This window comes from Qipengyuania sp. R86523 (genome assembly GCF_044596365.1).
Lineage (GTDB): Bacteria > Pseudomonadota > Alphaproteobacteria > Sphingomonadales > Sphingomonadaceae > Qipengyuania > Qipengyuania citrea.
In genome coordinates this window covers 1613466-1634681 of the sequence record NZ_CP138997.1, presented here as the reverse complement: position 1 = coordinate 1634681, position 21216 = coordinate 1613466, and the positions used below count along the sequence as shown (strand labels likewise).

The 21216-nt window shown below is 64.3% G+C and carries 19 protein-coding genes; 6 read left to right on the top strand and 13 right to left on the bottom strand.

Going from position 1 to position 21216, the window contains the following annotated elements; all coding sequences use genetic code 11:
• Nucleotides 1–65: 65 nt before the first annotated feature.
• The 4 genes from SJY12_RS08075 to SJY12_RS08060 all read right to left on the bottom strand — a co-directional run bounded on the left by SJY12_RS08075 (nt 66) and on the right by SJY12_RS08060 (nt 4801).
• On the bottom strand, nt 66–2183 hold the full coding sequence (locus tag SJY12_RS08075; protein WP_397505013.1) for a prolyl oligopeptidase family protein: 2118 nt from the start codon (nt 2181–2183) through the stop codon (nt 66–68).
• A 22-nt stretch (nt 2184–2205) separates the two neighbouring features.
• Nucleotides 2206–3192, bottom strand: a complete 987-nt coding sequence (nadA, locus tag SJY12_RS08070) for a quinolinate synthase NadA (RefSeq protein WP_063505922.1) — start codon at nt 3190–3192, stop codon at nt 2206–2208.
• A gap of 68 nt (nt 3193–3260) precedes the next feature.
• Complete coding sequence (locus tag SJY12_RS08065) at nt 3261–3944, bottom strand: DUF4230 domain-containing protein (protein WP_397505012.1); 684 nt, start codon at nt 3942–3944, stop codon at nt 3261–3263.
• Nucleotides 3929–4801: an MBL fold metallo-hydrolase gene (locus tag SJY12_RS08060; RefSeq protein ID WP_397505011.1), complete on the bottom strand. Its 873-nt coding sequence runs from the start codon at nt 4799–4801 to the stop codon at nt 3929–3931. Before SJY12_RS08060 ends, SJY12_RS08065 begins: the two co-directional genes overlap by 16 nt.
• 62 nt (nt 4802–4863) lie before the next feature.
• On the opposite strand from SJY12_RS08060, the gene SJY12_RS08055 reads away from it, so the two are divergent.
• The gene (locus SJY12_RS08055) at nt 4864–6327 is read left to right on the top strand and encodes a glycerol kinase (protein WP_397505010.1); all 1464 of its coding nucleotides are present in this window, start codon (nt 4864–4866) and stop codon (nt 6325–6327) included.
• Here SJY12_RS08055 and SJY12_RS08050 read toward each other — a convergent pair whose 3' ends face one another.
• The gene (locus tag SJY12_RS08050) at nt 6328–6780 is read right to left on the bottom strand and encodes a DUF1465 family protein (RefSeq protein WP_397505008.1); all 453 of its coding nucleotides are present in this window, start codon (nt 6778–6780) and stop codon (nt 6328–6330) included.
• 90 nt (nt 6781–6870) lie between these two features.
• Nucleotides 6871–7080 (bottom strand): YdcH family protein, encoded by a 210-nt coding sequence (locus SJY12_RS08045; protein WP_050601010.1) that lies wholly within the window; start codon nt 7078–7080, stop codon nt 6871–6873.
• Nucleotides 7081–7245: 165 nt separating this feature from the next.
• Between SJY12_RS08045 and SJY12_RS08040 the strand changes: the two genes are divergently transcribed.
• From SJY12_RS08040 to tilS, 5 genes are all read left to right on the top strand, one after another.
• Nucleotides 7246–7401 carry a YdcH family protein gene (locus tag SJY12_RS08040; protein WP_082835760.1) on the top strand — a complete coding sequence of 52 codons (156 nt, stop codon included), beginning with the start codon at nt 7246–7248 and terminating at the stop codon, nt 7399–7401.
• Between the two features lie 71 nt (nt 7402–7472).
• On the top strand, nt 7473–9743 hold the full coding sequence (gene ptsP, locus SJY12_RS08035) for a phosphoenolpyruvate--protein phosphotransferase (protein ID WP_050600875.1): 2271 nt from the start codon (nt 7473–7475) through the stop codon (nt 9741–9743).
• A gap of 140 nt (nt 9744–9883) precedes the next feature.
• Nucleotides 9884–10720, top strand: coding sequence for a helix-turn-helix domain-containing protein (locus SJY12_RS08030; RefSeq protein WP_397505007.1), 837 nt, complete (start codon nt 9884–9886; stop codon nt 10718–10720).
• 104 nt (nt 10721–10824) lie between these two features.
• On the top strand, nt 10825–11736 hold the full coding sequence (locus tag SJY12_RS08025; protein WP_230832532.1) for a tol-pal system YbgF family protein: 912 nt from the start codon (nt 10825–10827) through the stop codon (nt 11734–11736).
• Nucleotides 11732–12676, top strand: coding sequence for a tRNA lysidine(34) synthetase TilS (tilS, locus tag SJY12_RS08020; protein WP_397506672.1), 945 nt, complete (start codon nt 11732–11734; stop codon nt 12674–12676). Before SJY12_RS08025 ends, tilS begins: the two co-directional genes overlap by 5 nt.
• A gap of 5 nt (nt 12677–12681) precedes the next feature.
• Here the strand turns inward: tilS and SJY12_RS08015 are convergent, their stop codons facing one another.
• The 7 genes from SJY12_RS08015 to SJY12_RS07985 all read right to left on the bottom strand — a co-directional run bounded on the left by SJY12_RS08015 (nt 12682) and on the right by SJY12_RS07985 (nt 20991).
• The gene (locus tag SJY12_RS08015) at nt 12682–13338 is read right to left on the bottom strand and encodes a L,D-transpeptidase family protein (protein WP_160765919.1); all 657 of its coding nucleotides are present in this window, start codon (nt 13336–13338) and stop codon (nt 12682–12684) included.
• Nucleotides 13339–13421: 83 nt separating this feature from the next.
• Entirely contained in the window at nt 13422–14033 is a 612-nt protein-coding gene (gene eda, locus SJY12_RS08010; RefSeq protein WP_397505006.1) for a bifunctional 4-hydroxy-2-oxoglutarate aldolase/2-dehydro-3-deoxy-phosphogluconate aldolase, read from the bottom strand.
• Nucleotides 14030–15004, bottom strand: a complete 975-nt coding sequence (glk, locus tag SJY12_RS08005; RefSeq protein ID WP_397505005.1) for a glucokinase — start codon at nt 15002–15004, stop codon at nt 14030–14032. Before glk ends, eda begins: the two co-directional genes overlap by 4 nt.
• Nucleotides 15001–16824 carry a phosphogluconate dehydratase gene (edd, locus tag SJY12_RS08000; RefSeq protein ID WP_397505004.1) on the bottom strand — a complete coding sequence of 608 codons (1824 nt, stop codon included), beginning with the start codon at nt 16822–16824 and terminating at the stop codon, nt 15001–15003. The genes glk and edd overlap by 4 nt, the downstream gene beginning before the upstream one ends.
• Nucleotides 16814–18256, bottom strand: a complete 1443-nt coding sequence (gene zwf, locus SJY12_RS07995; RefSeq protein ID WP_397505002.1) for a glucose-6-phosphate dehydrogenase — start codon at nt 18254–18256, stop codon at nt 16814–16816. Before zwf ends, edd begins: the two co-directional genes overlap by 11 nt.
• Nucleotides 18257–18624: 368 nt before the next feature.
• On the bottom strand, nt 18625–19773 hold the full coding sequence (locus SJY12_RS07990; protein ID WP_397505001.1) for an EAL domain-containing protein: 1149 nt from the start codon (nt 19771–19773) through the stop codon (nt 18625–18627).
• A 12-nt stretch (nt 19774–19785) separates the two neighbouring features.
• Nucleotides 19786–20991 (bottom strand): CHASE2 domain-containing protein, encoded by a 1206-nt coding sequence (locus SJY12_RS07985; RefSeq protein ID WP_397505000.1) that lies wholly within the window; start codon nt 20989–20991, stop codon nt 19786–19788.
• Nucleotides 20992–21216: the final 225 nt, after the last annotated feature.

Here is a 21216-nt window from a genome sequence, read left to right as displayed (position 1 = left end):
TCTCATAGCGGACGCCCCTATCCTAAAGGACAGGGACAGTAACGCGCCAGCCCGGAATGCGTGCCTTACTGCGCGCCCGTCCCGATCTCGCGGTTGAGATAGGCGAGCAGCAATGCCGCGCGTTTCGCATCTTCCTCGTGGTCCGATCCGACCGAATGGCCGCCCTCGCGGTACTCGTGATAATAGAAGGTCTGGCCCCAGGCTTCGTGCTTGGCCGCCGCCTTGCGCGCATGGCCGGGGTGCACGCGGTCGTCGAGCGTCGACAGGTAGTAGAACGCAGCGGGCACGTCCGGCGTATCGCGCATGTTCTGGTAGGGCGACCATTCGCGCATGAAGGCCCAGTCCGCCGGCGCGTCGGGATTGCCATATTCGGCCATCCACGATGCGCCCGCGAGCAGCTTGTTGTAGCGCTTCATGTCGATCAACGGGCTGCCCGAAATGATCGCGCCGTATAGATCGGGGCGCTGGTTCGCCACCGCGCCGACCAGCACGCCGCCGTTCGAGCGGCCCGAAGCGGCGATACGGCCCGGACTGGCCAACCGGTTGGCGACGAGATCGTCGGCCACCGCATGGAAATCGTCGAAGCTGTTCTGGCGTTTTTCGCGCAGCGCGTCTTCGTGCCAGCGCGGCCCGTATTCGCCGCCGCCACGGATATTGGCGAGGACATAGGCATTGCCGCTTTCGACCCAGAACAGGCCCAGCGGCCCGCTCCGATAGGGTTCGGCGGTCAGGTATTTGGGTGTCTGCGCCGCGCGGAAGCCGCCATAGGCGTGGATCAGCGTGGGCAGCGGACCTTCGGCATCTTTCGGACGAACGAGGTAATAGGGCACCTTGGTACCGTCTTTCGACGTGGCAAACTTCTGCTCGACGCTAAACTTGCTCGCATCGAACTGCGCCGGCTCGTTCGCGATGGCGACGGGCTCGCCCTCGCTCGGTACGGCATAGAGCGTGGGCGGGGTCAGCATGCTTTCCACGGTGACGAAAGCGGTGTCACCCGTACCGCTGGTCTCGGCAATCTGGATGGTGCTGTTGGCGGGCAGGTCCATTGCGCGTTCGGTCCAGCCGGTAGCGTCGGGTGTCAGCTCGATGAGCTTGCCCGAGACATCGTCGAGCACCTTGACCCATAGCTTGTTTTCCGACGCCGCGACCTGTTCGACCGCCTGCGTTTCGCTCGGACGGAAGACCGCAAAGGGCTGCGGATCGCCCCCGTCGAGCACGTCGTCGAGCGACCAGGCGAGCAGTGCGCCGGGCTGTTCGGTGCGCGCAAATGTTTCCATCGGGGAATTGAGCTTGCCGATCACAAAGCCGCCAAGCACCGCTTCGAACTCGGCATCCTCGGGTAGTGGCAGCGCGACGGTGTCGCCATCGTCGGTCACCAGCGCATATTCGCTGGTCCAGAAGCTGGGGCCGCGGCGCACGAAACGGTAGCGGGTCTCGCCGTCGAGCACCGAGAAACCGTTCATACTGATATCGGACTGTTCGCCCTCGGCAATCAGCCGGGCTTGCGCAAAATCGGTTCCGCGCTCCCATAGCTTCACAAGGCGCGGATAGCCCGAATCGGTCAGCGATCCGGCGCCTTCATCGGTGCCGACGAACAGCGTGTTCTCATCATACCAGGCGACATTGGACTTGGCTTCGGGCAGGGTGAACCCGCCTTCGACAAAAGCGCCGGTCGCGATGTCGAACTCGCGGACCACGTCGGCATCGGTGCCGCCCGGGCTGAGCGAAACGAGGCAGCGGGTGTATTCGGGCGCGAGGCAATTGGCCCCGTGCCACACCCAGCTCTCGCCCTCATCCTCGCCCAGCTGATCGACATCGATGAGCGTGCGCCATTCGGGGGCGCCCGCTAGATAGCTCTCGAGCGTCGCGGTGCGCCACAACCCGCGCGGATTGTCCGCGTCGCGCCACAGATTGGTGACCTGATCGCCCATCACCGCATCGGGCATCGCGATCTGCCGCGTATCGTCGAGGATCTGCCTGGCCCAGGCCTTGGCCAGCGGATATTCGGCCTGCGCGGTCAGCACCGCCTCGGTATCGGCATTCCACTGGTCGACCTTGGCCAGCGCGCGCTCGCCCTGGATTTCCTCGAGCCAGATATACGGATCCTCCGCATCGCTCTCCTGCGCCGCGATCGGTGCGGCGGCGAAAACGAGCGCGGCGGCCAGCGCCAGACGTGCGACCATCAATTCTCTCCCTGAGGTGTGTTCAGACCTTGCCCAGATCGCCCTTGCCGATCGTGCCGCTGGCCATTTCGAGCATGCGGTCGAGGCTCTGCTTGGCCTTGAGGCGCAGCCCTTCCTCGATCTCGATCCGCGGTTCGAGATCACGCAGGCAGGCGTAGAGCTTTTCCATCGTGTTGAGCGCCATGTACGGACAAATGTTGCAGCTGCAGTTGCCGTCCGCACCGGGCGCGCCGATGAAGGTCTTGTTGGGCAGCGCCTTTTCCATCTGGTGCATGATGTGAGGCTCGGTCGCCACGATCAGCGTGTCGCCCTCGAAGGTCTCCGCGAACTGCAGGATGCCGCTGGTCGAACCGACATAATCGGCATGATCGACGATGGTCGGCGGACACTCGGGGTGCGCGGCGACCGGGGCGTCGGGATGCTGCGCCTTGAGCTTCAGAAGCTCGGTCTCGCTGAACGCCTCGTGGACGATGCACACGCCCGGCCACAGCAGCATCTCGCGGTTGAACTTGCGGCTCATGTAGCCGCCCAGGTGCCGGTCGGGGCCGAAGATGATCTTCTGGTCCTCGGGGATCTGGCTGATGATCGTTTCCGCGCTGGAGCTGGTGACGATCACGTCGCTGAGCGCTTTCACCTCGGTCGAGCAATTGATGTAGGTCAGCGCGATATGGTCGGGATGCGCTTCGCGAAAAGCCTTGAACTTTTCCGGCGGGCAGCTGTCCTCGAGGCTGCAGCCCGCGTCCATGTCGGGCAGCACCACGATCTTTTCGGGGCTCAGGATCTTGGCCGTATCGGCCATGAACTTCACGCCGCAGAATGCGATGACATCGGCATCGGTTTCGGCGGCCTTCTTGCTCAGTTCCAGACTGTCGCCAACGAAATCGGCAAGGTCCTGGATATCGGCAGTCTGGTAGTAATGCGCGAGAATGATCGCGTTCTTCTCCTTGCGGAGGCGATTGATCTCGGCGAGCAGGTCCTGGCCGGTCGGCAGGTCGGTCTGTGCGGTCATATGGGGTCCCGTATGCTGCGTTTGTGGCGCTTATAGACCGAACGGTCCGTAAGGCGAGGGCGTTCCGTTCAGTCTTGCGGCTCGCCGTCGAAGCGGACGTTCACCGTCACATCGCCATATCCTGCCATCTGCAGCGGGATTGTCAGATTCTGCCGTACCGCATCCTTTGCCGCCTGCCGTGCCAGCGCGAGGACTTCGGGGTTCTTGGCGAAGGCGGCGGCCTTACGCTCCGCCTGCTGCGAATTGTTGCGCGCGAGGTCGGTGCTGGCATCGCGAGTGACATAAGTGCCTTCGGTGAAGGTTGTCTGCGCCGCCTCATCGAGATTGGGCCGCGAGATGCGCAGCGCCGGCAGCACCACCGAAAGGGTCTCGCTTCCCGCGTCCCACGCGAACCGGTCGCGGTCCATGCTCGACAGGTCGAGCCGGTATTCGACTGTGGCGGGAATGATCGCCGCCTGCCGGCTTTCGAGCAGGTCGATGTTGAGCACGCCGCGCCGGTCGACGCTTTCGGCAACAACCTCGAAGCGGCTGGAAAAGACGGTCAGCGAATTCTGCTTCTCGAACGCCAGCATGGCGCTTCCCACCGGGTCGCTTTCCTCTTGGTAGAAAAACGCGCGCCAGCCGAGCCACGCGACTGCCGCGAGCAGAACGATGACGATCAGCCACGGCACCGCCTGGACGCGCGCGAGCGGGCGGTCCTGCTGGACTTCAGGTGCGACCGTGCGCTCGCTTCGTTTCAGATCGTCTGCCATGTCTTGCCCGAACGGGCGACGAGGCCGCGCTGTTCCAGATCGATCAGATGCGCGGTTACCGACATTTCGGCTGCCTTGTGGAGCTTGGGGTCGAGACCCTTGTACATCTTGCCGACGAAATCGGGGGCTTCGTGCGGGCCTTCACCCAGCAGGCGGACGATCTGGTTCTCGCGCTGGCGGCGGTGCCCGATCATCCCGCGCACGAGCTGGCGCGGCTTGTCGACTGCCTCGCCATGGGCAGGGTAGAACACCCGGTCCTCGCGCGCATAAAGCCGCTCGAGGCTCTTCATGTAATCGCCCATGTCCCCATCGGGCGGGATCACGACGCTGGTCGACCAGCCCATGATATGGTCGCCGGTGAACAGCGCGCCGCTTTCCTCCAGCGCGAAGCAGAGGTGGTTCGACACGTGTCCGGGCGTGGCAACCGCGGTCAGCGTCCAGCCGGGGCCGGTCATCTGTTCGCCATCTTCCATGACCCTGTCGGGTTCATAGGTGCGGTCGAACGAGGCATCGGCGCGCGGGCCGCTATCGTCGAGCACCAGCGGCGCGCAGCCGACGATCGGCGCACCCGTGCGCGCGGCCAGCGTCTTCGCTGCGGGCGAATGGTCGCGGTGCGTATGCGTGCACATGATCGCGCAGACGTGTTCCTCGCCGATCGCGGCATCGAGCGCGAGCAAGTGCTCGGTCTCGTCCGGGCCGGGATCGATCACTGCGCAGCCATCGCCGATACCGACGATGTAGGACTGCGTCCCAGTGTAGGTATAGGGCGAGGGGTTCGGCGCCAGCACGCGCCGCACCAGCGGCTCGAGTTGCATCGCCTTGCCGGTCGGCCACGGTTTGGGAGGAGGTCCTGCCATGGCCTTGCATATGGGGGTTTGCTTGCGCCATGTCACCACCCGCCATTCGCAAGGGAGAGAGCATGGCCGATCGCATTCTCGTCCTCGACGCGGGGACCACCTCCACCCGCGCGATGATTTTCGCACCCGACGGGACGATGGAAGCGGTCGCCCAGGAGGAGCTGACCCAGCATTATCCGCGCCCCGCATGGGTCGAACACGATGCGTCCGAGATATGGACCAAGACGCTTGCCTGCGCGCGGCAAGTCACTGGCGAGGCGGCCGGTGCGATCGCAGCGATCGGAATCACCAACCAGCGCGAAACGGTCGTTGCGTGGGACCGCCATACGGGCAAGCCGCTGGCCCGCGCCATCGTGTGGCAGGACCGCCGGACCGCGCAGTTCTGCGCCGACATGAAAGACTATGGCCATGAAGCTGCCGTGCAGCAGCGCACCGGGCTGCTGCTCGACCCCTATTTTTCGGGCACCAAGATGCGCTGGATGCTCGACCATGACGAAACCGTCCAGGCCGCGGCGCAGAACGGGGCGCTCGCCTTCGGCACGGTAGAAAGCTGGCTGGTCTACAAACTGTCGGGCGGCGCGCATCTGAGCGATGCAAGCAATGCCAGCCGCACGCAGTTGCTGGCGCTCGACGGGGCGCAGTTCGACGAGGATCTGTGCGAACTGTTCGGCGTGCCGCGTGCGGCGCTGCCCGAGGTCGTCGATACGCACGGATCATTGGCGACGAGCGAGCCCGAATGGCTCGGCAGGGCGATACCCATCTGCGGCCTGGCGGGCGATCAGCAAGCGGCCACGATCGGGCAAGGCTGCCTCGGTTTCGGCGAAACCAAGGCTACCTACGGCACCGGCGCTTTCGTACTGACCAATATGGGGCAGGCGATTCCGCGGTCGGACCACCGCCTGCTGGGTACCGTGCTCTACCAGCAGGATGGCGTAAGGACCTATGCGATCGAGGGGTCGTGTTTCGTCGCGGGCAGTCTGGTCCAGTACCTGCGCGACCAGCTCGGGCTGATCGGCAGCGCTGCGGAAACAGAGGAGCTGGCCCGTTCGATCGAGGATAGCGGCGAGGTTGTGATCGTGCCCGCTCTGGCCGGGCTGGGCGCTCCGCACTGGAAGCCCGATGCGCGCGGCGTGATTTCGGGGCTCAGCTTTGCCAGCGGGCGGGCGCAGATCGCGCGCGCGGCGCTCGAGGCGATGGCGCACCAGACGCATGACTTGGCAAGCGCCTTTGCGGCCGATGGGGCGCCCTGGTGCCGGCTCAACATCGATGGCGGCATGAGCGTCAACGACTGGATGGCGCAGGACCTGGCGAATATCCTCGACCTGCCCGTCGAACGGCCCGATTTCGTCGAGACCACGGCGCTTGGCGCGGCGATCCTTGCAGCGGTCGGCTGCGGATTGTTCGCCACGCTCGATGATGCGGCGCCGGCGATGCGCGGCGGCACGCGGTGCTTTGCTGCCGAAATGGCGAAGGATGTGCGCGAAGCGCGGCTGGCGCGCTATGCCAAGGCGTTGGCCGCGGCCTGATCAGCCGCGCGCGAAGGCCGCGGTGATGCGGCCGCGCAGTTCTTCCACTGGCGGCTCCCCGGCGTTTGCGCGCCATTCGCGGTCGAGTTGGGCAACGCGTGCATGCAGCGCCTCGCCCTCTTCGATCAGCGCCCGCGTGGCGGGCTCTAGCAGCGCGAGATTGTCCGCATCGGCAGGGGGCTCGTCGGGCAGCCGCCCGCTGCGGGCCAGCTGGCCTGCAGACAGTTCGCCCGAGCGATAGGCCCGCTGGTTGAGCAGCCAGGCAAGCACATGCATCAACCGCGTGGTCGTGCGCAGGCCCTCGATCGACAGCGCGACGCGCGTCAGATCGTCGGGCTGGACCGCGGTGTCGGTCCGCCGCAGATCGAACACGGTGCGCGCGTCATCGGCAAGCACGAGCGCTTGCGAATACAGTTCTTCGATAATTTCACAGTTGATGTCGCGTGTGGGCATGGATGCACTCTACGCCCCGGCCGGGGGGCTCGCCACTGCGTTTACCATGGCAGTCCTGCGATGGGACGCCTTGCGGCGAAGTCGTTGTGATCAGGCGATTATATCGGGGATCAGCACGTCCTCGATCGCCGCGATGCGGTCCCTCAGAGCCAGTTTGCGCTTTTTAAGGCGGGCCATTTGCAGCTGGTCGACGAAGCCGCTCTGCGCGCCGGTCTGGATCAGCGCCGCAATCGCGACGTCGAGATCGCGGTGCTCGCTGCGGAGCAGGGCCAGCCGTTTGCGCAGTTCCTGTTCGTTCACGCGAACCTTTCCCGGATGATCGCCCTTCGCGACCGTTTCGCCGCATGGCCCCAACTCTGCGTTTTGTAAATCGGCAATCCTGTGGTTTGATACTCCCCTGCGGCGCGTGCCGCGCAAGCGCACGAGTTGCTCCAGAGGTCGCACAACCGTCTAGGAGACAATTCGATGCACTCATCCCATGTCGACGCGCTCAAAGCCAAGCATGCCGGGCTCGAGGCTCGCCTGCACGAAGAAGAAATCCGGCCTGCGCCTGACATTGCGATGATCCGCCAGATCAAGAAGCAGAAGCTGCGGATCAAGGAAGAGATCGCGTCGAGCTGATCGGATCTTTCGGGAAGCGGGGATTGGCATCCCGCTTCCGCCCTCCCATCAATTTGCTATAGGCTGCAGCCATGACAGCTGCAGCCTCCGCCCGCCAGATCCTTACCCGCCTGCACGAGGTGATGGCCGGGCGCACGCATGCGCAGTACAAGCTCGACCGGGTGGTCGAGATCATCGCCGAAAGCCTGTCGAGCGAGGTCTGCTCGATCTACCTGCTGCGCGAAGGTGCGCTGGAGCTCTATGCGACGCAGGGCCTCAATCCCGAAGCAGTGCATGTGACGCGGCTGGCCGTGGGCGAGGGGCTTACCGGCACGATCGCGAACAATATCGAGACGCTCAACCTGGCCGAGGCCAAGGCGCATCCCGATTTCGCCTACCGCCCCGAAACGGGCGAGGAACAGTTCCACTCCTTCGCGGGTGTCCCGATCGTCTACCGCGAACGGGCGGTCGGTGTCCTGTGCGTCCAGCATGTCGATCCGCGGCGCTATGAAGATGTCGAGATCGAAGCTCTGCAGACCACCGCAATGGTGCTGTCGGAACTGATCGCACACAAGGAACTGGTCGACGGCGAAAGCGTGATCGACCTCGAGATCTCGCATGTCGAAAACGACATCCTCGAAGGACTGCCGCTGGTCAAAGGGCTCGCGGCGGGGCAGGCGGTGTTTCACCAGCCGCGGATCGAGATCGACCAGGTCGTGGCGGAAGATGTCGAGGCGGAACGCCAGCGTGTGTACCGCGCCTTCGACAAGATGCGCGACCAGATCGATGCGCTGGCGCGCGAGCCCGAATTCGGCAAGGGCGGCGAACATGTCGAGGTGCTCGAGACCTACAAGATGTTCGCCTATGACGAGGGTTGGAGCCGGCGCATCAACGAGGCGATCGACAGCGGGCTGACAGCCGAGGCGGCAATCGAACGGGTACAGCAGCGTACGCGGATGCGCATGCGCGAGATCGACGATCCGCTGCTGGCCGATCGCATGCACGATCTCGAGGATCTGTCCAACCGGTTGCTGCGGATCGTCTCGGGACAGCTGGGCACGGCGGCGACGCAGGGTCTGCGGCGCGACACGGTGCTGTTCGCACGCAATCTGGGGCCTGCGGAACTGCTCGAATATGACCGGCGCCGGCTCAAGGGCGTGGTGCTGGAGGAAGGTTCGCTCACCGCGCATGTCGTGATCGTGGCGCGTGCGATGGGGGTGCCCGTGCTCGGCCGCGTATCGGGACTGCGCACCCGCGTGGCCGAAGGCGACGAGGTGATCCTCGATGCCGATCACGGGACGGTCACGCTGAGGCCCAACCAGCAGGTGCTCGAGGCGTTCGAAACGCGCTTCGCCCGCTCGCGCGAGAAGCAGGCCGCCTATGCCGAATTGCGCGATGTCGAACCCTTCACGCGCGATGGAACCCGGATCACTGTGATGATGAATGCGGGGCTGCGCGACGACATGAGCGCGCTCGCGATGAGCGGGGCCGACGGGGTCGGCCTGTTCCGGACCGAGTTCCAGTTCCTGGTGTCCTCCACGCTGCCGCAGCGCGACCGCCAGATGCGGCTCTACCGCGACGTGCTCGACGCGGCGGGAGACAAGCCGGTGATCTTCCGCACCGTCGATATCGGCGGCGACAAGGCGGTCCCCTATCTCGACACGGCGGTGGCCGAACGCGACGAGAACCCCGCGATGGGCTGGCGCGCGCTGCGCCTGTCGCTCGAGCGCGAGGGCCTGCTCAAGGCCCAGGCCCGCGCGCTGCTCGAAGCTGCGGCGGGGCGGTCGCTGTCGGTGATGTTCCCGATGGTCAGCGAACCGTGGGAATTCGATGCGGGCAAGAAAGTGTTCGAAGACCAGCTCGCGTTCCAGCGCGACAGGCGCAGGCAGGTCCCCGAAACGATTCGCTATGGCTGCATGCTCGAGGTGCCGGCGCTGGCCGATATGCTCGACGTGCTGCTGCCGAAGCTGTCCTTCGTGTCGGTGGGCACCAACGACCTGACGCAGTTCCTCTTTGCGGCGGATCGCGCCAATCCCAAGCTGGCGGAGCGTTACGACTGGCTGAGTCCGGCGATCCTGCGCTTTCTTGCCCGGGTGTCGCGATCCTTCGTCGGCCACGATGTCCAGCTTGGCGTGTGCGGCGAGATGGGCGGACGCCGGCTCGAAGCGCTGGCGCTGCTGGGTATCGGCTATCGCCGGCTTTCGATCACTCCGGCCGCGGTCGGTCCGATCAAGGAACTGGTGCGCAAGGTCGATCTGGGCGAGCTTACTGCGCAGATGAGCCGCTGGCTTGCCGCCCCGCCGCCGGATATGCGCGGCGCCTTGCAGCAATGGGCCGGTGAACGGGATATCGAGGTTGAATGATTTCACCGCGAAAGCGGCTCTTTTCGTCGGTCGTGCGCATCTGTGCTATGATGCGTGCTTGACAGGGCTGCCCGCGCTTCGCTTTGCCTGCGTCAAGACAACATGCGGGTAAACCGCAGGTTCGCATTATCGGGGATCGCATGAGCGACGAAGAATACCTTGAAGAGGAAGTGGTTACGCACACCGGTGTCGGCGCACGGCTCAAGGCCGCGCGCGAAGAGCGGGGGCTCGATCTGACGCAGGTTGCCGCGGAGACCCGGATTCCGCAACGCCACCTGCTCACCATCGAAAATGGTGCGCTGTCGGACTTGCCCGCGCGCACCTACGCCGTCGGTTTTTCGCGCACTTATGCGCGGCTCGTCGGGCTCGATGAACGCGAGATCGTCGATCAGGCGCGCATGGAACTCGCCGAAGACGAAGAACGCACCGCTTCGCCAGACAAGTTCGAGCCGGGCGATCCGGCACGGGTGCCGGGCCGGGGGCTGGCGTGGTTCGCGCTGTTCGCGGGGATCCTGCTGATTGGCGGGATATACGCCTTCTACAGCAGTTATTTCGCTCCGGGCCTCGGCCCGGCACCCCTCGAGGCGCCCGAAGACCGCACAGCATCGGCCGCACAAGAGAATGATGCTGCGCCGCGCCAAGCGGCAGCGCCCGCTGCATCGGGCCCGGTCGTCTTCACCAGCGAAATGGACGGGACCTGGGTCAAGTTCTACGATGCCAACGGAGAACGTCTCTACGAAGCGCAGATGGATGCCGGCGACAGCTTCACGGTGCCCAGCGATGCCGAAGGGCCGCAAGTGTGGACGGGGCGTCCCTATGCCCTGGCGATCACGGTCGGCGGCCGGTCGGTGCCCAAGCTTTCCGAAGAGGACGAAGTGATCAAGGACGCACCGATCACCGCCGAAGCGCTGCTGGCACGTGGCCCAGACGGTGCTGCACCCGCGCAGCCCGCCGCAGCCGCGGCTGGCGAGGGTTAACGAACCCTGCTTTGTTAAGGGGATAAGCGCGCCTCGCGCCCTCGACAGCGACGCGGCGCTAGGGCAGTTTTCTTCCGCTACCGATTTTCCACCAGGAGCCCTCGATGACTTTCGCATCGCTCGCCCGTAACCTGTCGTTCTTCGGCGCCGGTTTCGCCCTGCTTGCCACGGCCACACCCGCCTTGCCGCAGGACGGCAACGACGAAGCGCGCCTGCGCCGGCTGGAAGCCGAAGTGCGCGCCCTGCAGCGCACGGTATTCCCGGGCGGCGACGGCCGTTTCTTCGAACCCGAGATCAGCGCCCAGCCGGCGACCCGCCCAAGCACCACCGGGGCATCGACCACTGCAGTGACCGATATCCTCGCCCGGCTCGACGCGCTCGAAGCGCAGCTCCAGCGGCAGACCGCGCAGAACGAGGAAAACTCCAATGCGCTGCGTCAGTTGACCGAACGCATCGACGCTCTGGAAGCCTCGGGTACCCGTACCACGGCAAGCGCACCGGCCGGTGGCATGTCCGCGACGACGGGCAGCGCTGGCGCCGCGCGAACGGTCGCGGCGACACAGGCGTCGGGCCCCAGTGCGGAACGGCTGGCCGCAGTGCAGGCGATTGCCAAGCCGCAGACCGAGGATCCGGCAGACGACGAATACTCCTACGGTTTCCGTCTGTGGGATGCCGGCTTCTTCCCCGAAGCGCAGCAGCAGCTGACCATGTTCGTCGAACAGCACCCGGATCACTGGCGCACGACCTATGGCCGCAACCTGCTCGGGCGCGCCTATCTGGACGACGGCAAGGCCAAGGAAGCCGCGCCCTGGTTCCTCAAGAACTATCAGGAAGACAAGACGGGCGCCCGTGCCGGTGACAGCCTGCTGTATCTGGCCGAGGCGATGATCGCGCTCGACGACACCCGCCGGGCCTGCATCGCGCTGGCCGAATTTTCCGAAACCTATCCTGCACTGGCCGCCGGACGGCTGCAGGGGCAGTACGAAGCCAATCGCGCCAAGGTGACCTGCGATTGACCCGGCGATCGACCCACCACTGCTAGCGCGCTTCAGGGCCGATCTTGCCGCCATTCGCCCGGAAGGCAAACTGGGGCTGGCGGTGTCCGGTGGTCCCGACAGCATGGCCTTGCTGGGTCTTGCAGCCGCGAGCTTCGATGGGGCGGTCGAGGTCGCGACCGTGGATCACGGCCTGCGGAAAGAGGCTGCCGAGGAGTGTGCGCTGGTCGAGCGCGTATGCGCAGAGCGGTCGATCCCGTGCACGACGCTGCGAATCACTGTGGCAGAAGGCAATCGCCAGGACCGCGCGCGCGCGGCGCGTTACGCAGCGCTGGGCCGCTGGGCGGGCCAACGCGGCCTTGCTGCCATCGCGACCGCGCATCATGCAGACGACCAGGTCGAAACGCTGTTGATGCGGCTCAACCGGGGTAGCGGGCTGGCCGGGCTCGCGGGCATTCGCGCGCGAGCGGAAATCGAGGGCTGTCCCGTCCCCGTCTTGCGCCCACTGCTGGGCTTCACGAAGGGTGAGCTGCAAACCGTCGTAGGCTGTCTAAGCCTGCCCGTGGTTCAGGACCCGAGCAATCGCGATGACCGATACGACCGGGTGCGGATCCGGCAACAGATCGCCGGAGTGGACTGGATCGACTGCAAGGCATTTGCCCGCAGCGCCGCACACCTGTCCGAAGCGGAGCAGACCCTGGAGTCACTGGCCGAAGAACTCTGGAATGCCGCGGCTGTCGAAAGCGGGCAGAAGGTCGAAATTCGAGTCCCGTCACAGCCCGATCTTGCCGCGAGGCTGATCGCAAGGGCAGTGCGGACCCTGGGCGGGACGGTTTCCAAGGGGGAGGCGCAGGCGTTCCTCAAAACGATGGGTACGCGCGGCAACATCGGCGGCGTGCTGATCGAACGACGCTCGGGCCGGTACGTCTGTACCCCCGAGCCGCCGCGTCGCGGCGGGTAGCGCGATCAGATGATGGCGTCGCCCAGGCCCAGCCGTGCGCCGTCGGTGATCACGATCTTGTCGCCCTCTTTCGCAATCGCGAAAAGCCGCTCGGCGATGGGATCGGGCACGCCGATGCATCCGTGGCTGGCGTATCCGTTCTCGACTTCGCTGCCGCCGTGGATAGCCACGCCGTCGCTCGTCAGGAACATGCTCCAGGGCATCGGTGCGTTGCCGTATTTCTCCGACACGTTGTGGCGCTGCTTCCACAGGATCGGGAAGACACCGGTGGGCGTGGGATGTTCATCGGTACCCAGCAGCACGGCGGCGGCACCGATTTCGTAGCCGCCACGGAAGATCGAAATAACCCGCGCCTGCAGGTCGACCGTCACCAGCAGCGGGCCTTCGGGCACGCCTTCGTCGTCCCAGTGCCACTCGCCATAGCGGATCGGACCGTCGATCGGCAGCACCCGGCGCACGGTGTAGAGGCGTTTCGCATCGGCGACCGCCTTGGCTGCAATCGCGCCATGCGGGGCAAGCGGCTTGGCGACAGGCTGCGGCGCAGCCCGTTCGGTCGTCACGACCTCGCTCTCCGCGGTCGCGCTGCCGCCGATGGCGATGCCGGAGAGCACCAGCGCAGCCGCGACTGTGCCCCCGCCGATCCATTTCAGAATGACATCCATGCGCACCTTATGCGCATAAAGAGGTGAATTTTCCACCTATGCCTGCCGCCGCGTGCCGTTTTCGCACACTCGGCACCGAACCCTTAACGCGAGAGGTCGGCAGCTTCGCGGGCGAGGTGGGATACATTCGTTTCGTCCACCGGCCCCCGCGGGGCGACCCAGCTGCCCCCGACACACAGCACCGGATCGAACGCCAGCCATTCGGGCGCATTGGCGAGTGTGATCCCTCCGGTCGGGCAGAAGCGGCACTGGCCGAAGGGAGCTGCCAGCGCCTTGAGCGCGGGCAGGCCGCCAGCGGCCATCGCGGGAAAGAACTTGAAGTGGGTCAGGCCGAGATCGAGCCCGCGCATGACGTCGCCCGCAGTCGCTACGCCGGGCAGGAAGGGAATGTCTTCGCGAATCGCGGCCTTGCCCAGCGGTTCGGTCAGTCCGGGCGATACGATGAATTCGCTCCCTGCCGCGATCGCGTCGGCCAGCTCCTGCTGGTTGGTCACCGTACCGGCGCCGACGATCGCGCCGTCGACTTCGCGCATGGCGCTGATAGCGTCGAGCGCTGCCGGGGTGCGCAGCGTGACTTCGAGCACGCGCAGCCCGCCCGCGACAAGCGCGCGCGCAAGCGGTTGTGCCTGCTCGATTTCGTCGACGACGATCACCGGAATGACCGGTGCAGTCTGCATGATTTCGGCAATGGTCATCGCAGGTTCCTGGCAAAGGCAGCTGCCGCGCCAAACAGGCCCGGCTGGGGGTGGGTGATCAATTTTACGGGAATGGTCGCCATGAGTTCTCCGAACCGGCCCTTGGCGCGAAACCGCTGGGCGAAGCCGGATTTGGGCAGATGGTCGCGCAGGCGATACCCAAGACCGCCGGCGATCACGACGCCCCCGAAACCGCCCTGTGCCAGCGCGATATCGCCGGCCACGCTACCCAGCGACAGGCAGAACCGGTCGAGCGCCGCTGCGGCCAGACCTTCGCCATCCTCCAGGGCGCGGGTCCAGATCGCAATGTCGTCCTCTTCGCGCGTCTTGCGATTTTCCATCGCCGCAAGCGTTTCGTAGATGTCGACAATGGCCGGACCAGAAACGACGCGTTCGACCGACACCCGCCGGTGGCGTTTGCGCAGCCGCGCGAGGATCGCGTCCTCGATAGTGTCGAGCGGGGCGAAATCGATATGGCCGCCCTCGGTCGCCTGGACGCGGTATTCGCCAGATGACCGCCAGAGATGCGCGACGCCGAGCCCGGTACCCGGGCCCATGACGCTGATCGTGCCGTCGTCCGTCAATGGCTGGTCGGGGCCCGCGAGGTGAAGGAACTGGTCCTCGGGCGCGCGCGCGACTGCATGGGCCACCGCTTCGAAATCGTTGACGATGCAGTAATCGTCCACGCCCAGTTTCTGGCGGACCAGCGCCGGGCGGATGATCCATGGATTGTTGGTGAACCGAATGACATCATCACCGACCGGGCCGGCAATCGCCATGGCGATGCGCGGCGGCAGCGTCCCGCCCATCCGCTTGCGAAAGTCCTCCCACGCGGTCTGGAAGCTGGCATGGTCATCGGTGTGCAGCGTCTCGGGCTCGCCCAGCGTGATCGCGCCATCTTCCCCGATCGTGGCGATAGCGAAGCGCGCATGCGTTCCGCCGATATCGACAGTGACGAGGTCGGTGCTCACAGGCCCGCCATCGCCAGCATGGCCGAAGCCCCCTGTTCGGCGCCGTCGGCGCCGGCACGGAACATGGCGAACAATTCGCGGCCCATACCGGTCTCGGGCGGCGGTGCCTCGGCAGGCTCGCGGCTGGAGAGATCGGCGGTGGTCGACAGCTCGCCGGTAGCGGCGCAGATGCGGATGACATCTTCGTCCCGCAATTTGGCGAGCGGCTCGCCGCCAAGCGCTTCGGGAGTGCAATGGATGGCCGCCGGCACCTTGCCCGATGCCCCCGACATGCGGCCATCGGTGACCAGGGCGACGCGGTAGCCGCGATCCTGCAACACGCCGAGCGCGGGGGTCAGCTTGTGCAGCTCGGGCATGCCATTGGCGCGCGGCCCCTGGAAGCGGACCACGACGATCACGTCGCGATCGAGTTCACCTCTCGTGAAGGCCTCATTGACGGCGCGCTGGGTGTCGAACACGCGGCACGGCGCCTCGATGGTCCACCGTTCGCGTTCGACGGCCGAGGACTTGAAACAGGCGCGGCCCAGCGTGCCTTCGACCAGCCGCATCCCGCCGTCGGCCTGGAACGGTGCCGAGGCCGGGCGAAGCATGTCGCTGTCGCCGGACGGCCCGGGGTCGCGCCAGACCAGTGTGTTGCCGTCGCCATCAACGCCCGGTTCGCGGCTGTAGCTTTCGAATCCGCCATCCCACACGGTGAGGATATCCGCATGCGCCAGTCCTTCCTCGAGCAGCGTGCCGACGACGAAACCCATCCCCCCGGCTTCGTGGAAGTGATTCACATCGCCCGCGCCATTGGGATAGACGCGCGCAACCAGCGGGACTGCAGACGACAGTTCCGACAGGTCGGTCCAGTCGAAACGAATGCCCGCCGCCCGCGCCATGGCCGGGATGTGGATCGCGTGATTGGTCGACCCGCCCGTGGCCAGCAAGCCGACCGCCGCATTCACGATCGCCTTTTCATCGACCACGCGGCTCAGCGGACGAAAATCATCGCCCGCCTGGCCGATGGCGGCCAGCCGATGCGTGGCAGCGCGGCTGAGTTGCTGCCGCAGTTTCGCTCCCGGCTGGACGAACGCCGCTCCAGGGACATGGAGACCCATCATCTCCATCATCATCTGGTTGGAATTGGCAGTGCCGTAGAAAGTGCATGTGCCGGGCGAATGGTAGCTGCCCATTTCGCTGGCAAGCAATTCCTCGCGCGTCGCCTTGCCCTCGGCATAAAGCTGGCGCACGCGCTGCTTTTCCTTGTTCGAGATACCCGTCCCCATCGGGCCCGAGGGCACGAAAATGGCCGGCAGGTGGCCAAAGCGCAGCGCGCCCATCAGCAGGCCGGGGACGATCTTGTCGCAGATGCCGAGCAGCGCGACCCCATCGTACATCGCATGGCTGAGCGCTACAGTGGTCGACAGGGCAATCGTGTCGCGGCTGAACAGCGACAATTCCATGCCGGCTTCGCCCTGCGTCACGCCGTCGCACATGGCCGGCGTGCCGCCGGCGACCTGCGCTGTGGCGCCGACTTCGCGCGCCCAGATCTTCATGCGTTCGGGATAGCGGTGATAGGGCTGATGCGCCGACAGCATGTCGTTGTAGGCGGTGACAATACCCAGGTTCGGGCCCTTGGCTGCCATGATGGCCGCCTGGTCTTCCTCGGCCCCGGCAAATGCGTGGGCGAGGTTGGAGCAGGACAGCGACGTCCGGTCGACCTGCCGCTCGCTCTCGCGGTCCATCAGGTCGAGATAGGCGGCGCGGCTGTCGCGCGAATTTGCGATGACGCGCTGGGTCACGCGGTGGATCGTGTCGTTGAGCGGCTTATTCGTCATGCCAGCTTACTCCGTCGCGTTCGGCAAGGGCGATGGCGGCGCTGGGCCCCCAGCTGCCCGCACCATAGGCTTTCGGCTTGATGTCCTCGCGCTCCCACAGGGTGCGAATGGCGTCGATCCATTCCCATTGCGCTTCGACCTCGTCGCGGCGCACGAACAGCGTCTGGTCGCCCTCGATCAGGTCGAGCAGCAACCGTTCGTAGGCGATCCTGCGGACCGTACCCGAAAACGCGTCGGGCATGGCGATATCGAGAGGGATCTGCCGCAGCCGGATCCCGTCGCGGTCCAGCCCGGGGACCTTGGCCATCATCGACAGCTGGACATTCTCTTCGGGCTGAATCCCGATCACCAGCCGATTGGGCTTGGTGCTGGCGCCGCGTCCTTCGAATATGGAATGCGGAACGCAGCGGAACTGGACGACGATTTCGGTCACGCGCTCGGGCAGCCGTTTGCCCGTCCGCAGGTAGAAGGGAACGCCCTTCCAGCGCCAGTTGTCGACATGCACCTTCAAGGCCACAAAGGTCTCGGTATCGCTGTCCTTGCCAAGTTCCTGGTCGTAGCCGGGCACGGCAGAGCCTTCGACGGCACCGGCGCGGTATTGCCCGGTAACGGTCTCTTCCCGTGCGATCGGGCGCAGCGCGCGCAGCACCTTTACCTTCTCGTCGCGGACCGCCGTTGCATCGAAGCTGGTCGGCGGTTCCATCGCGACAAGCGCCAGCAGTTGCAGCATGTGGTTCTGCACCATGTCACGCAGCGCGCCGCTGTCGTCGTAATAGGCCACCCGCGATTCCAGGCCGACCGTCTCGGCAACGGTGATCTGCACATGATCGATATAGGTCGCATTCCAGACCGGCTCGAACAGCATGTTGGCAAAGCGCAGGGCGAGCAGGTTCTGGACCGTTTCCTTGCCGAGGTAATGGTCGATACGGAAAATGCGGTCTTCGCTGAACGCCTTGGCGACGGCGTCGTTGATCTCCTCGCTCGAGGCGAGGTCGGTTCCCAGCGGTTTTTCGAGCCCGATGCGAACATTGCCCTGCGTCAGGCCAGCGTGGACGAGACCCTCGATCGTGGGTTCGAACAGGCTGGGCGCGGTCGAAAGGAAGATGGCCAGTCCCTTGTCATATGCGCCGACTTCGGTCGCCAGGGCATCGTATCCCTCGCGCGTGGTGGCATCGACGGGGACATAGCTCAGGCGGTTGAGGAATTCGGCAACCCCGCCGCGGCGGTGATCGGGAAGGTATTTCTCCAGCGCGGCGCGCGCAAAGTCGCGATAGTCGCGTGTCGACATTTCGGAACGTGCCGTGGCGACGATCTTGAGATCGTTGTCGAGCAAGCCGTCAGCGTCGAGCGCACAGAGCGAGGGGAGCAGCATGCGCTGGGCGAGGTCCCCGGTGGCGCCGAAGAGCAGCAAGCGATCTGCAGGCAGGTTCATGCGAAGGACCGGGGGATCATGCAGCGATATCCATGGCTGCAGCGGTTATCAGCGCAGGAGCCGGCATGCCAGTCGGCTGCATTCCTATTCTTCGGAGTAAAGATCGTACGAGTGTTTCCACCAAGGCAGAACAGCGAAGCACAGGGGCGGATTGGCGGCGGCATTATCAATCAACGAGCTGCCGGGAGCTTCGTTTCCACGAGCAAGCCGCTGCGGCGCGACCACGAAAAAGGGCCCCGGAAAGGGGCCCTTCGTAATTCTAGTCGTGTTCGATCAACCGTCGAACAGCCATTCCCAGATATTCCACATGATCACAACTCCTGATTGCTCAAGAGTTAAGTGCCATTAACCATGTATGTTTGTAAAGTCTAAACTATGTTTGATAACGTTTGCTCGGGGGCAAGCTCCTGATATTCAAGCAAATTGGATAATGAGAGGGGGCGCGAGAACGCGAACCCCTGAACCTGTTGGCAACCGGCTTCCTGCAACATTGGGATATCCTGCGGGTTCTCGAGCCCTTCGGCGACGACAGTGATTCGGGCTCCGCGCCCCATGGCAGCGATACTGGCCACGATAGCGCGGGCCTTGGGATCCTTCGCAATATTCGCGACGAACATGCGGTCGATCTTGATCTCGTCGAACGGCAACTCGTAAAAGGCTTCGTAATTCGCGGCTCCAACGCCAAAATCATCCATCGAGATCCGCACGCCGATAGAGCGCAATTCGTTGAGAATGGTCGCAGCTACTTCATGGTCCGAAATACGCGCGGTCTCGGTAATTTCCAATGTCAGGAAACAGGGATCGAAACGGGTGGCCTGCAGCACATTTCGCACGAGGCCGACCACTCGCATGTCGCTGAGCAGGGTGGCCGAAATATTGACCGACATGGAAATCATATGCCCGCGGAAATGCAGGAGTTGTCCGGCGGAACATGCGCTCTGCAGCACGTAGCGCGTGAGATGTTCCATCCGTCCAGCTTTTTCGCACTGCTGAATGAAATGCATTGGCGAGATAAAGCCGCGTGCCGGATCGTGCCAGCGGACCAGTGCCTCCACCCCGACGACTGCGTTTGACTGAAGGTCGATCTTGGGCTGATAGACGCAGTAAATCTCGCCTGCTTCCATCGCATCGTCGATGCGCGCCCGCAGCGAAATGTCCCACAGCAGGTCGGTTTGCGAACCGGTTTCGGCAATCGCAATCGGATTGTGCGCTTCGGAGGTTTCCTCTGCTGCAGCAACCGCAGCCGCCAATCGGGCAGAAGGGTCGCCTTCGACACCGGCGATGCCGAATGTGATGCCGACATCGACGGAAAATCCACCTACCTGGATCGGGGCGGCAAATATGGCGCGAAGCCCTTCGAGGTGCTCGACCACTGCATCGGTGTCGTCGTTTGCGACATGCCAGCCGAGATGGTGGCCGTCGCTGTAAACGACCAAATTGCTATCGGCAGCGCGCAGCCGATCGACGAGTTTGAGCACGTAGCTGCCCTTGTCATCGGCCCTCAGTGTCTTAAGCACGCGCTCGTAGTTCTAAATCTTGGCGATGACGATGTGGCCATTGGTCACCGAGTCACGAATGAGCCGGGCTTCCAAAGCGCGCAGCTTCGCCAGCCCGGTTTCCTGATTGACCATTTCGACCCGACGTTTCCATCGCATTCTCGAGCGCAAAGCTGCATAGATCGCCAGAAAAGTCAGCGCGTACGAAAGCTCGAGACGAATGCCGATCTTCGCTGCCGCGTACAAAAGGGCTGGGGCAACGAGCACGGTCGCGGAATAGGCGACCCAACGCTGTCTCCGAGCTCGGCTAAAGACTATTGAAATCAATAGAAGTGCCGCGAAGAAAGAGAGTACGATAGGCCCTCTCAAGCTTCCGGTATGTCCTGCCTTAAGCGATTCGCCCGCGTATATGTCAACGTAACTGACGGCCGCATCCATCTTGCGGGGCATTGGCTGCTGGCTACCAGCCACCAAGCCTGAGTGTCCGATTACGACAGTTTTTCCAGTAACTTCTGCGGCGAGCTCTGACAGGCTTCTAGCGTTACCCGACAGCTCATCGAGTTGAAGCGTGGGGATGCGATCGACAGCGAACCCGTAGTCCACCGAGAATGTTTCATTCGGGTTGCCTTCCACCCCTGCGATAGCGGCCCCAAGGGATCGTGTTACCCGCCCGTCGTTTTGATACGCATAATGCAGTCGCCATGCGAAACCGTACCAGTCGCGATCGGTTTGGTCAGAGACTACTCGGGTCGCGGGGCCAGCGATTGTCGGTGAAGTAGTACGACGAATTCTCTCGCCGGTCGGGCCCTCTAGTATCCGATCGACGAGGGATATCCGAGGACCCAAATCTGCAATCGCTCGAGCCAAGCGAGCGTCGGCGGCCGCGTTTTCTGAAGTGGAGAATGGAATGTCGAGAAAGACTTTCCCCACGCCCTGGCGATCGAGTTCGTCCAAAGCTGCTGCGACCCGAAAACGCGTCTGCGGGTTGTCGGTATCGTTCAGGGCTTCATTCGAAGAAACGAAGACAACGTCGCCAGTTGGGTTCCGGTCCGCTACGCGAGATTGGAAAAGCCATAAAAACTGGTCGATTGGTTGGAGCAGAAACACAGCGTAGAGCGCCAGACTGATCAGCGCCGCCCACAGGACGTGACGCAAGCGCTCGAACAAGCGACCGCTGAAAAGCGATCGTCCGCGGACGAGCACTGGCGCTGCCAGTCTTGAGATGCGTGTTTCACCCATTGAGCGCCCTTATGCCGCTCTTAGGTTTAAGAAAGATTTGATGCCGCAGCCGCGAAACCACGGCAAGCCAGCTTGCCAGCCGGTTGCGAAAGTAAATGAAACTCGAACGAGCGCCGTTAACGCTTGGCGGGGCAATAAGCCGTCGTCAGCCCGCGCGCGCAGAACTTATCGTTTAATCCGAAAGGTTTCCGCGCTTGCCGCCGCGCAGAAGCACGCGCGTCTAGC